8 protein-coding genes and 1 riboswitch are annotated in these 13277 nt (G+C 37.3%); of the genes, 6 read left to right on the top strand and 2 right to left on the bottom strand.

All coding sequences use genetic code 11. From position 1 onward, the window contains the following. Nucleotides 1-156 precede the first annotated feature (156 nt). Together D1953_RS03060 and D1953_RS03055 are read right to left on the bottom strand one after the other, a co-directional pair. Nucleotides 157-696: a 3D domain-containing protein gene (locus tag D1953_RS03060; protein ID WP_119115697.1), complete on the bottom strand. Its 540-nt coding sequence runs from the start codon at nucleotides 694-696 to the stop codon at nucleotides 157-159. Nucleotides 697-1046: 350 nt separating this feature from the next. Next, nucleotides 1047-2321 carry an S-adenosylmethionine decarboxylase related protein gene (locus D1953_RS03055; protein WP_119115696.1) on the bottom strand — a complete coding sequence of 425 codons (1275 nt, stop codon included), beginning with the start codon at nucleotides 2319-2321 and terminating at the stop codon, nucleotides 1047-1049. Nucleotides 2322-2938: 617 nt separating this feature from the next. On the opposite strand from D1953_RS03055, the gene D1953_RS03050 reads away from it, so the two are divergent. From D1953_RS03050 to ribE, 6 genes are all read left to right on the top strand, one after another. Then, nucleotides 2939-6424, top strand: a complete 3486-nt coding sequence (locus tag D1953_RS03050) for a S8 family peptidase (RefSeq protein WP_119115695.1) — start codon at nucleotides 2939-2941, stop codon at nucleotides 6422-6424. Nucleotides 6425-6644: 220 nt separating this feature from the next. After that, entirely contained in the window at nucleotides 6645-7976 is a 1332-nt protein-coding gene (locus D1953_RS03045; protein ID WP_119115694.1) for an aminotransferase family protein, read from the top strand. A 162-nt stretch (nucleotides 7977-8138) separates the two neighbouring features. Beyond that, on the top strand, nucleotides 8139-9608 hold the full coding sequence (gene putP, locus D1953_RS03040; RefSeq protein WP_119115693.1) for a sodium/proline symporter PutP: 1470 nt from the start codon (nucleotides 8139-8141) through the stop codon (nucleotides 9606-9608). Nucleotides 9609-9775: 167 nt separating this feature from the next. Beyond that, entirely contained in the window at nucleotides 9776-11056 is a 1281-nt protein-coding gene (locus D1953_RS03035) for an ATP-binding protein (protein ID WP_119115692.1), read from the top strand. Between the two features lie 38 nt (nucleotides 11057-11094). Continuing rightward, nucleotides 11095-12231 (top strand): DEAD/DEAH box helicase, encoded by a 1137-nt coding sequence (locus D1953_RS03030; RefSeq protein ID WP_119115691.1) that lies wholly within the window; start codon nucleotides 11095-11097, stop codon nucleotides 12229-12231. Nucleotides 12232-12351: 120 nt separating this feature from the next. Then, nucleotides 12352-12482, top strand: a riboswitch (FMN riboswitch). A 151-nt stretch (nucleotides 12483-12633) separates the two neighbouring features. Next, a complete protein-coding gene (ribE, locus tag D1953_RS03025) occupies nucleotides 12634-13275 on the top strand; it encodes a riboflavin synthase (RefSeq protein WP_119115690.1) in 642 nt (213 codons plus the stop codon). Nucleotides 13276-13277: the final 2 nt, after the last annotated feature.

The following is a 13277-nucleotide window of genomic DNA, read 5'->3' as shown; positions in this document are numbered from 1 at the left end:
CTAACATTTGGATTTTTTGGAGGAGTAAAAGGAATGCAAGATTTCTAGAGGAGAAGTGGATAATAGAGAAGGGAGACTATACTAGTCGAATATTGCTCTTTCGTGCAACAAAAAACCGAATCGGAACGACATTGTTCACGATTCGGTTCTGTATAATTATTGATATACTTTGATTTTAACAGTTTTTACGCCCCACTTAAGAGCTTTAGATTTAGAAGACATGAAAACATCAATCTTCTTTCCTTTCATAGCTCCACCTGTATCAGCTGCAATCGCCGTTCCATAACCTTCCACATATACTTTCGATCCAAGTGGAATCAACTTTGGATCAACGGAAATTGCTTTCACGTTCGGATTTTTCTTTAAGTTCAGTCCTGTTGCGGTAATACCGCTGCAATTTTTACAATTAGCTGTATAAGCTGTTGCTTTCACAGTGTATGTTTTATAGCTTTTTGATGTAGATGCTTTTTTAACTGTCGTAGTTTTTTTAACTTTTAAAACTTGTTTAGGTTTAATTGTATTATTTTTAAGACCATTCCAGCTTTTAAGCTGTTTCACGGTTACGTTATGTTTATCTGCAATAAGCCATAATGTGTCGCCTTTTTTTACAGTGTATGTACTAGCGGCCGATGAAACTCCGGAAAACCCAAATACTAGAAAACAAGCTGTTATCATCGTAATTAGTGTTTTTTTCATAAATAATCTCCTTTGTTTTAAATCGTACTCTTAGAATAACAGCTTAATATGACAGCGGTGTTTCACAGGAATACTATTTTTATTACAAAAAGATGTCGAATATGGTCATTTTGTAACAATCGAAACAATGATATATATGACAATTTTTACTTTTAATGGGTAATCATATATTTTTTCGGAGTGCATATCGTATGGAAAAGTAAAGAAGAGAGGTATATCATGCATTATTACGCAATTAACAATTGGGGCCAGCAGATGAACAAAATCACGCTGTTTGGTCTTAATATTTTTTAATGGGACATCAATAGAAAAAAAGCTCTCTGCAAAAAGGCCAGAGAGCTTGTCTTATATTACGGCTGAGGTTTATTTATTCTTTTCATTCTTTGTAATAGCAAACCGCCCGTTTGGTTATTTTCCCCTGTAACAAATGTTGGCATGTAGTATTGTAAATATTGTCCATACTGATTATTGGTTTTTAATAGCAGCTCATCTACATAATAAACCCCTTTTGGGATGGAATCTAATAAAAGAACGGTTAAAGCAGAATAGATGCCACAAGCTACTTGAAAATAGGTAGCGTTTGTTTTGTATTTACTATAAATAGAATGATTATCCGTAACATTATACATATAGCGTTCTTTATCGGGATAGACAAGCAGAACGCCCACTAAATCTTCTCCTTCGAGCGGCGCCTCAAGGGGATCGAGAACTTTCATTTCATGGTCCCATAATTGCTGAACATTATCAAGCTTAGAGCGAATGAGTTCTGTCGTATGATCATTGACTTTATACAAAAAACCACTTTCCATATTATACAGCTGACCTAACGTATATACTTCTTCATGAGGCATTAAGCATCCATCAAACTGCTTGTCCCCTAAAGTAACCTGAAATTCAAGATTGTATACTTGTTCATATAAAAAGAGGGGAGTATGATGCTGCATGAACATCGGGTAACTGAGAATCGCTTCATCTAGAAAGCATTCAGGTGCCCAAGTTGTATAAATTACACCTGGTTTAGCGTATTGGGGATTCTTATAAAAGGAAGTGTCGTGCTCAACAATATAGCAGCCGAGTGGAGGCTCTGAGCTTTTAGTTAACAATTCGATGGCCATCCATTGTACAACACCTGGATTCATGCCTGAGCCAATAATTGCGGTGGTATTTAAGAATTGATTCTTATATGCTTCAAAATATCGAATTCTCTCAATCAAAGGAAATCCTTCATATAATTCTTCATTTTCATCAACCATAGCGCATTCTAAAGCGGAATTGACATACTTAACTCCAAGTTGATTACAGCAAGCAAGCATCGCGACAGTATCTGCCCATGATACATCAATAACAATGGAGGTTTGGGTGTGTGTGAGATGTTGGGTGAATTGATCTGTATCTTGTAAATCAAATTGATGAATGACACATTTAGTGAAGAGGTTAGGGAATAGATTGTGGTAGTAGCTGATATCTTTTTGCTTATTATCTATTAAATGAAGAGTAGAGTTCTGAATCAAGGGATGCAGCGGATCTTTTTTGTCGACCGCTGATTTATTTAAGATAGAGAGTATAGATTTGGCAACCCCGCCTGAACTTCCTAGAAGAGTGATAACTGTGGAGGTGTTATTCATTTAACATTCATCCAATCTTTGTTTTTTTTTGTAGGCTTCTTATGGTCGATAGTTTTATAAGCATAGCCTTTATATGAATATGTATGAATAATCAAAAGGGTATGGATGAATATGCTTAAAAATATTATTTAATAAAAATAGGGGATAGTACAAGCTGGCCAACCGGTATAAGCATACAGTATGGAAAGTAAAGAAGGTAGTGATTCAGTGAACACAAAAGGACAACATTTTGTTATTGATGCGTTCCAGTGCCGGGCGGATATTTTGAATTAGGAAGATGTATTAAAGGAGTTTCTTATAAAAGCAGTCGAAGATTTAGGCATGGAGATTTATCTATTTTATCTGAGAGACAGCATGCAATTCTTAATGAAGAAAGTAACTTAAAGGCTACATAAAGTGTATGAAGAGGAGATACAGAAATGGGGATAGCTTTATACAAATGTAATGCAAATAAGTTCTCTGCTTATTGAATAGAGAGCTTATTTTGTTTGGAAAGTGGGAACGACTAGTAAGTTAAATTTTTTATCAAATGGTAAAGTTTTGTTAGATTTCCTGAAAAAATATAGTTGTATAGTATAATAGATTTATAAATTTGGAGGTTAACGGGAGGTTTTAAGGTGAAAAGAATAAAAAAAGTTTTGGCTGCTAGTGGATTAAGTTCATTACTCCTAGCATCTATGGCTGTGCCTGCCAATGCGTATAATGAACAATCTGCGAGTGCTATATCCTCATTGTTATCAGAGAAGGGGACAAGCCAAAAGAAACAGCTAGAACAGAAAATACCTATGAGCAACGAGACGTTTACGATTAAGTATAGTAAGCCGATTTCAGCAGCAGAGCATCGCGCGTTAGGCGGGACTGTTGTTCGTCAATTTTCTCATCTAAACTATGCCGAAATCAAAGTGAAAAACAAAGCGAATTTGGCAGAAGTGATGCGAAAATATCAAAAGCTTGGAAAAGTAGAAAGTGTGAGTCCTAACTTTTTGTATAAAAGTACTGCTTCTGTTGATCCAAAAGCGAGTCAACAATATCAACACACGATGTTGCAAATAGAAAAAGCTCAAAAATTAGCCGGTAAAAATAAAATTACCGTCGCTGTTGTAGATACGGGAACGGACTCAAAGCATCCTGATTTAAAAAATGCTCTATTACCAGGTTACAATGCAGCTAATCCGGCTAATCAACCAATTCCGATGGAACATGGCACACATGTTTCAGGGATTATAGCGGCTGCAAAAAATAATGGTATTGGTGGATATGGAATTAGTCCAAATGTGAAGATTCTGCCTGTAGATGTGTTTGATGGGCAAGAAGGAGCAACAGATGCAAGTATAGCAGAAGGTATTCTTTATGCTGTAGAAAAGGGAGCTAAAGTCATTAATATGAGTTTAGGGGGACCTGGGACGACACCATTAATGGAAGAAGCGGTTCAAACAGCTATTAAGAAAGGTGTTATTATTGTAGCGGCAGCTGGAAATGAAAGCACGGATGCACTTAGTTATCCTGCCGCATATGAAGGAGTTATTAGTGTAGGAAGTATTAATGAGGACAAGCAATTATCTTCTTATTCAAATTATGGTCCATCTGTAGATGTTGTGGCACCGGGTGAAAATGTTTATAGTACGCTGTATGACAAGGGCAAGAAATCTACTTTTATGAGCGCGAGCGGCACATCAATGGCATCACCTGTAGTGGCAGGAGTCGCAGGACTTTTATTGACGAAATATCCAAAGCTGACACCGGCTCAAGTAGAATATATTTTGGAGAAAACAGCGGATAATCTTGGAGCTTCAGGCTTTGATACGACATATGCTAACGGGTTAGTAAATCCCGTTCGAGCATTATCATTTGATATGAAGAAATTACCTACATATGTAAAGAAAGAATGGACCAAGACAGAAATTCTGGCTAAGGCAGAAGCTGTTGATGCGACTAAACAAGTAGTTAGAGAGGGCGCTATTACAAAGCCTTTTGAGCAAAAATGGATTAAATTTGAGGTCAAAAAAGGAGAGTCTATTCAAACGTTGCTAGAGGGTGCAAAGCAATACGATTATAAGATTAGTGGACATTTTTATGGCAAAAGTAATCAGACAGAATCGTTTGAAGTGAACCAAACACAAGATGGACAATCAGAAGCGAAATTAATAGAAGCTCCTTTTGATGCGACCGTAGTTATTGGTGTAAAAGATGTAAATGCGAGTTTTGATGACAGCGGACGCAAGAGATCTACTTATAAGTTAACAGTCAATAAAGCTGCTAAGTTGCCTGAAGATGAAACAACGATTGAAAATATGATACAGGTTGATCACTTTCCTTATAAGTTACCTCAACCTTTTACTTTAGCGGGAGAACAAGGTGATTATGATTATTTCAAGCTAGAAGTAGATAAACAACAGCTTGTTCAAATCAATCTTTCTGCTATTCCTGGTTTAAACACGGACATTGGTGTTTATAATATGGCTAATTTCTTCCCTAAAGAAAGTACGGAAGAAGAGAAGATGAGTGAGGAAGACAAACAAGCTTTACTAAAGGAGCTACTAGAAGGGGAAGCGGCTGTTAAAGGAGAGTTCTACGCAAATAGTAACGAGACAAGTCAAGGAGAAACACTAACATTTGTGGCAGAGCCTGATCAGGAATATGTCATTAAAGTGGCTGGAGATGCGGTTAGTTCTAACCTAATAGAAATGCTTGTAAATATGTTACTAGGATTGGACACTACGCTTGAAGTACAAGAAAAACAATCATCGTTATTACCTTATCAATTAGAAGTAGTAAGCAAAGAGACGATTGAAGATGAAGATTACTTAAGTCAAGATATGCTTATGGGAGGAAGCGGGAACGCTGTATTATCTGAATTAGGTTTAGTGGATGCGGAGGAAGAAGCAAGTCAATCTATTGTCGATGAACAAACGAATATGATTCAGATGATTCTCGAAAATGCCCGCCCGTATGCACTTGGGAAACAAGCCTCAGGTTATATTCAAAATGATAGAGATGAGGATTACTTTTTGATTGAGCCGACTGAATCTGCTCTATATCAATTTGAATTGAGTAATGAAAGTGGAATCATTCCTGCAACAGAGATTCTTGAAGTTGTAAAGGAAGAAGATGAAGAAGGAGAACCGATTCTTTATACGGCTCCTGTTGTGACAAACATGGCATTAGAAGGATTTAGTGTGAAATTAAATAAACAAATGTATACAGGGCTGCAACGCGGAAAGCAATATATTGTAAAAATGTATAGTGATACGCAGTTAGCTTCAAGTGCTGTTTCATTTAATCCTTACCAGCTATCATCTAAGAAATTGAATACTAATGTAGAAGATCAGTATGAACCAAGTGATTATAAAAATGTGAAAAAACTGCCTGGAACATCCTTTAAAGGGAACTTGGCGATGCCAAATGATACAGACGTCTTTTATTACACAGCAAAAGAAACAGGAATTAAAGCCATTTCGGTGGAGCCTTCTAAAGTAACAGCCAGCATGAAATCAAAATATCAGAAGGCATTTCTCAATGAATACCAAGGAGTAGCAGCGGTTATTGAAGATACAAATAAAAACCGTACATTTGATCCAGATAAAGATCATGTAATATCTGTTATCCAAAAAGGAACTCAAGGATTTTCAAGCGGTTCATTTAAGATGGTTAAAGGCAAAAGCTATCTCATTGAAATAGCAGGAACAAATGGTACAGAGCTTATTTCGTCTATCGTACCGTACACATTTAATTTAGTTTCGATGACTAAAAAAGATGAATCCACGCTAAAAAAGCCGATTAACATCAAGAAACAAAGCACGCTATCTTATTCAGCTAAAGGCTATTTTAATGCGGGAGTCACAGGTGGAGATACCGACTATTATAACTTTGAATTAAGTAAGAATGCATCAGGAAGCATTCAGTTAATTGCAGGTAAAGAAACAGATGGTGTCATTAGCCTTTACCAAAATGGCAAGCGTATTAAACAATCTGATCTATATCTCCAAGGTGATACGGAAGTGCTGAACCTTAGTTTGAAAAAAGGAAAGTACCAAATTAGGATTAGTGATGCTAACGGTCAAGCGAGTATTAAGCCGTATACATTAAAAGTGAATATGAAATAAAAGAAACAACTATTGAAAGTATTGAAGTGTTGATAAATATAGTGAATCGTCTAAAAAAGCTGATTCAGCTAGTCTTGGTATAGGGGCTAGCTTGAATCAGCTTTTTCTCATGGCTGGGAAAACGTATACGTTCGCATGCCCGAGAATTATGAACATATATTTAGAGGTAGAAGTTACAGGCGTTATTTGAGCACATTACAGAAAGGATCGGTGTTTCTTATTGAGTAAAAAAAATAATATACAAGAATTAATTCATCTAGATAAAAAGCATTTTATTCATCCGACGTCTTCTATTGCCCAGCAGCAAGCCAATGGCCCAAGTGCGATTTTTACAGAGGGAAAGGGAATTTATTTAAAAGATATACAGGGGCATTCTTATATAGATGGAATGAGCTCACTTTGGAATGTTAATGTAGGGCATGGTAGAAAAGAGTTAGCAGAAGCCGCAAAGGAGCAAATGGAGAAGCTTGCATTTAGTTCGTGTTTTTCTACCTTTAGTCATGAACCAGCGATTCGATTAGCAACGAAGATCGCCTCGCTTGCCCCAAGGGAGTTAAATGCCGTTTTCTTTACCTCGGGAGGTTCTGAGGCGAATGATACAGCTTTTAAGTTGGCTCGTCATTATTGGTTATTAAAAGGAAAGCCAAATCGTCAAAAAATCATTTCTCGAACGAAGTCGTATCATGGTGTAGCGATGGGCGCGACTAGTGCGACTGGGTTGAAGCCATTTCGTGATTTTACGAATTCACTTGCACCTGATTTTTATTATGTAGACGGCTCTTCAATTGAGGAGTTACGTAATGTGATTGAACAGGAAGGTGCGGAGACGCTTGCAGCTTTTATTACTGAGCCGATTCAAGGAGCAGGGGGAGTGAATTTTGCCCCTCCAGGGTATATGCAGGAAGTGAGGAGGATTTGTGATCAGTATGGTATTTTATTGATTACGGATGAAGTGATTACCGGATTTGGTCGAACAGGTACATTTTTCGGTATTGAGCATGATGGGGTAATACCAGATATGATGTGTTTTGCTAAAGGAGTGACAAGCGGCTATGCGCAATTAGGCGGCGTTGTGCTGTCAGAAACATTGCATCAAGAGTTGATTTCACTTTCGCGGGAGACACTTTTTCATGGTTATACGTATAGCGGCCATCCGATGGCTTGCGCTGTTGCTTTGAAAAATATTGAAATCATTGAAACAGAAAAACTAGTGGAAAATGCCAAGCTTCGGGGAGTAGATTTACTAAGTGGTTTTCAAGAAATTCAAAGCAAACGAAACATCATTGGGCATGTGCGGGCACTTGGACTAATCGGTGCTATTCAAATAGTTAAGAATCGACAAACAGGAGAAAGATTTCAGACACCGGTGGCCCCGCTTATTGTTGCAGAAGCTATGAAACAAGGGCTTATTTGTCGTGCTGTAACGTTTGACCAGGATACTGTTGTCTTTGCCCCTCCATTGATTATTACAAAGCAAGAAATAGCCGAGTTAATTGGACGGTTAGATAAAGCCGTAGCGGCGGTTGAACAGGTCCTTCAGAGTAAAGACTAGGTAGTTCAAGGTCCTCCCTCATGTGCCACTGATTATGAGAAATGAAATAACTGGATGCTTTAAGAAATTTCTTAACATTTGATTTTATTTCTGATAAGCTTATTTAATGGAAAAGTCTTTATTGTACAAAAGTGTTTGTGGCAGATCGAGGGAGGAGCTATTTTGGATTATGGAGTAATAATATCAATTGTGATTTATATGGCCGCCATGCTTTTAATCGGCTTTTATGCTTATAAAAAGACGGCAAACTTAACAGATTATATGCTGGGGGGAAGAAATCTAGGTCCAGCTGTAACGGCATTAAGTGCCGGAGCTTCTGATATGAGTGGTTGGCTATTGATGGGCTTACCTGGTGCAATGTACCTGAGCGGAATTAGTGCCGGATGGATTGTAGTAGGGTTATGTATGGGAGCTTATTTAAACTGGGTATATGTAGCTCCAAGGTTACGAACATACACGGAGGTCGCAAACAATTCAATTACGATTCCAGATTTCTTGGGCAACCGTTTTCGTGATGATTCACGTATACTAAAGGTAACGTCAGCGTTTGTTATTTTAATTTTCTTTACCTTCTATACTTCTTCGGGAATGGTAGCGGGCGGAGAGCTGTTCCGTGTTGCATTTAACATGGATTATCGATGGGGAATTTGGTTAACAGCGGGTGTTGTTATTCTTTATACATTATTTGGAGGTTTCTTGGCTGTAAGTTGGACAGACTTTGTTCAAGGAACAATCATGTTTATTGCTTTAATTTTAGTACCGGCTGTGACGATTGTGAATATCGGTGGCACATCTGAAACATTTGGTGAGATTCGTTCGATTGATCCGAACCTTTTACATGTTTTTCAAGGAACTTCTGTTATAGGGATTGTTTCTTTGTTGGCGTGGGGACTTGGCTATTTTGGGCAACCGCATATTATTGTTCGTTTTATGGCAATTTCTTCAGTTAAAGAAATGAAGACAGCTCGTCGAATTGGTATGAGCTGGATGATTTTTTCTACTGTAGGGGCGATGTTTACGGGTCTAGTAGGGATTGCCTATTTTAGTTTAAGTGGTAATCCGCTTGGTGAAAAAAATGCGGAAACCGTTTTTATTGTTCTTTCTAAAGAGTTGTTTCCAGCACTTATTACTGGGTTCCTCTTAGCGGCTATTTTAGCTGCGGTGATGAGTACGATTGCATCTCAGCTTCTTGTATCGGCAAGTGCTTTGACGGATGATTTCTATAAGCAATTTATTCGTCCGAATGCATCAGAGAAAGAATTAGTTCTTGTTGGGCGACTTGGGGTATTAGCGATTGCTATTATTGCTTTAGTGCTTGCGTTCAATCCAAGTGATACGATTTTAAATCTTGTTGGATATGCATGGGCAGGATTCGGTGCTGCGTTTGGTCCGGTTATTTTACTTAGCCTATATTGGAAGCGAATGACAAAATGGGGTGCGCTTGCGGGAATGATTGCAGGTACCGTTACGGTTATTGCTTGGGATCAAATTGATCGATTTGCCGAAGTATACGAAATTATTCCAGGTTTTATTGTTGGGATGATTGCGGTAGTTATCTTCAGTTTATTATCAGCCGAACCTTCGAAAGAAATGAAAGAAGATTTTGATCAAGCAGTGGACAAATTACTATAACAAGTAGTATCTATTGGTTATCTAATCACTTTTTGTTAGTGTTCTTTATGAAAAGGCCTTCCATCGTTGAAGGTCTTTTTTATATGCGCATATATCACAGGCCGTCAGTGAATATATAGGTTGGAGAACAGGAGATAATAGGTGTATTAATATATATAGGGGGATATATGGAGCACTCACGGAAAATTGCATTAAAAGTTTCTGCTATATATATAATTTTAGGTATTTTATGGCTTGTTGTTACTGATTATATTTCAATAAAGCTTGCTCAGAATAATTATCAATTATTTATTACTTTTCAAAATTCAAAAGGTTGGGTATATATCATAATAACTGGAGCTGTTTTATACAGCACGATAGTGTATTGGACACAAAAATTATTGAATTCACAAAAGGAACTACAGGTAAGAGACGAGCAATACCAATCTTTGTTTATGTATAATATTGATGCTGTTCTAGAGTTGAATCTTAAAGGGGAATTTATCTCAATCAACCCACAAGCAAAGGCTTTATTTGGATATGATTTAGAGGGATTAAATAAATATTCAGCTAGTATGCTCATCAATAGTGAGGACCTTGGTAAAGTGATTCGTTGTTATAGAAGAGCAATTAATAAAGAGGCTTTGGATTTTGAAACAGCGATTCGAGATGCAAAGGGTGAGATTAAATTTACGCGTTGTTCGTTTGTCCCTATTATTATCCAAGGAGATATGATTGGCGTTTATGCAATTGTCAGAGATATTACGAATCTTCGCAGAGAAGAAGAGTTATTGATTATGTCAGAAAGAACATCTGTAATAGGTCATTTAGCTGCAGCGGTTGCTCATGAAATCCGTAACCCGCTTACCTCCTTAAAAGGCTTTATTCAGTTAATGCAATATACGAGAGAGTTGAATGACGAGCATTTAGATATTATTTTGCAAGAGGTCGAACGTATTAATACCATTTCAAGTGAACTATTGATTTTAGGGAAAACACAAGAAGTCACTTATAAAAAAATTGATGTAAGAGAAAGTATTCAACAAGTATTTACACTGATGACAGCACAAACAAATCTCGATAATGTGGAGTTGTGCTATGAAGAAGTTCCACGGCCTGTTCTTATCATGGCTGATGAATCACAGATGAAGCAGGTATTGATTAATATTATTAAAAATAGCATTGAAGCAATTACAGAACATGGAAAGATTAACGTTGTACTAAGAATAGAAGGAGATACAGCTGTTTTAACGGTTCAGGATAATGGGGTTGGGATGGAGCCTGAACGATTGAAACGGATTGGTCAGCTTTTTTATTCAACAAAAGAAAAAGGTACAGGTATTGGGCTGGCGGTATGTCAAAAGATTATTCATAGGCACAATGGAGAGATTTTCTTTAAAAGTGAAAAAAACAAGGGAACGTTAGTAACGATTCGGATTCCACTAGCAAAGGAACAAGTGGTACTATAAACTAGGTAATTGATTTTTTTAGATAAAAGGAGAAAAAAATGAGCAATACACCTGCATTACTTGAAAAGATGAAACCATTTATCCAGCAAGCTTGGAATAAATCGGGCTTTGCCCAAGCAACTCCCATTCAACTGAAAGCTATTCCGCAAATTATGGAAGGAAAAGATGTTATCGCTGAATCACCAACGGGAACAGGAAAGACACTTGCTTATTTACTTCCGTTACTTGAGAAAATAGACCCTGATCAATCATCTCCACAAGCTCTTATTCTTGCTTCCTCTCGTGAGCTTGTGATGCAGATTAATGAAGAAGTTCGTATTTGGTCACAAGGCAGCGGCATTAATGGTGCGGCATTTATTGGAGGCGCAAATGTGAAGCGTCAATTAGAAAAACTAAAAAAACGTCCTCAAATTATTGCTGGAACACCAGGACGTATACAGGAACTTATTACTCAAAAGAAATTAAAAATGCATGAAGTGAAAACGATTGTGTTAGACGAAGGAGATCAATTGCTTGTTCCAGAGCATCTTACAACGATTCGTAATATTGTGAAGACAACGTTAAAAGATCGCCAAGTAATGATGTTTTCAGCAACATTACCGCAAGAAACAGAACAAGCAGCGCGTGCCTTTATGAATGAGCCTGTTACGATTAAAGTCGATAAAAGTGAGAAAATGCAATCGAAAGTAGATCACATGTACTTCGTTGTAGAAAAACGTGATAAGTTCAAAATTTTAGAGAAAATTTCTCGCTTAGAGGGTATGAAAGGGCTAGCCTTTATTAATGATATTGGAGAGCTCAATGTTATTGGAGAAAAGCTAAAATATAAAGAGATTGAAGTAGGACTACTTCATGGAGAATCTAACAAAGTAGATCGTGAAAAAGCTTTACGTAAATTAAAATCAGGAAAACATCCACTGCTTTTAGCAACAGATGTAGCGGCTCGGGGTTTAGATATTAAAGGATTAACGACGGTCATTCATGTTGATTTAGCAAATAGCATAGATCAGTATGTACATCGTTCTGGTCGAACAGGCCGCGCGGGTGCAGATGGAACAGTGATGTCAATCGTTACAGAACGAGAAGAGCGTGAATTAAAGAAAATGGCTCGTGAGTTGGAGATTTCTCTACAAAAAAAAGAGTTTTATGCTGGACAGATTGTAGAGGCAAAATAAGTGAACCGTACAAGCGGAAGGCGAATTTATTCTTCTTCCGCTTGTAGCAGTTATGAGATTAAGAGTAAGTAATTTACAATATAACTTTATCGTGATAAACTAACTGTAAGTCATAAATAGTTTGTCCTTCGGGGTCGGGTGTAAATCCCAACCGGCGGTGATGAAGCAATTCTAAGCCCGCGAGCCTTTTTAAGGCAGGATTTGGTGAGATTCCAAAGCCGACAGTAAAGTCTGGATGGGAGAAGGACGTGTGGAATTTTTTAAATGTATAAGTGTGCCCTTTAAATTTTGAAAACTTAAATTAAAGGCTTATTTAAGTATACATTTTTTCACCATATACTCCCAAAAACCCTGTAGGTATATCTATAGGGTTTTTTATTTTTCAGCAAAAGAGGTGAATGCATGTTTACTGGAATTATTGAAGACATCGGTGTTGTTAAATCGTTAAAAAAAGGCAAGCAGAGCATGGAACTGACGATTTCTTCAGAGAAAATCTTGGAAGACGTTCATCTTGGAGATAGTATTGCGGTAAATGGTGTTTGTTTAACCGTTACTTCCTTTACAACCAATACATTTACCGTTGATGTAATGCCAGAAACGGTGAAAGCATCGTCTATTCAGTTATTAAAACCTGGTTCTCCTGTCAATTTAGAAAGAGCAATGAGTGCTCAAGGAAGATTTGGCGGTCATTTTGTTTCAGGGCATATTGATGGGACAGGGACGATTATTAAAAAACAACCGAAAGAAAATGCCGTGTACTTCACAATTGAGCTTCAAGAAGGCTTGAGTCGATATTGTATCCCAAGAGGTTCCGTAGCCATTGATGGAACAAGCTTAACTATTTTTGATATTCAGGGCAACCTATTAACAGTGTCACTGATTCCGTTAACATTTCAAGACACGATTATCGGTGGGAAAAGTGTAGGGGATATTGTTAATATTGAAAATGATATGATTGGTAAATATATCGTGCAACACCTACAGACAAATAAATCAAATCAAACATTAACAAAAAGTTTTTTAGCTGAAAATGGATTTTACTAAGA

Origin of the sequence: Peribacillus asahii, assembly GCF_003570725.1 — a bacterium.
Classification (GTDB): domain Bacteria; phylum Bacillota; class Bacilli; order Bacillales; family DSM-1321; genus Peribacillus; species Peribacillus asahii.
The sequence above is the reverse complement of the archived record's forward strand: the minus strand, read 5'-3'. Positions and strand labels throughout refer to the sequence as shown.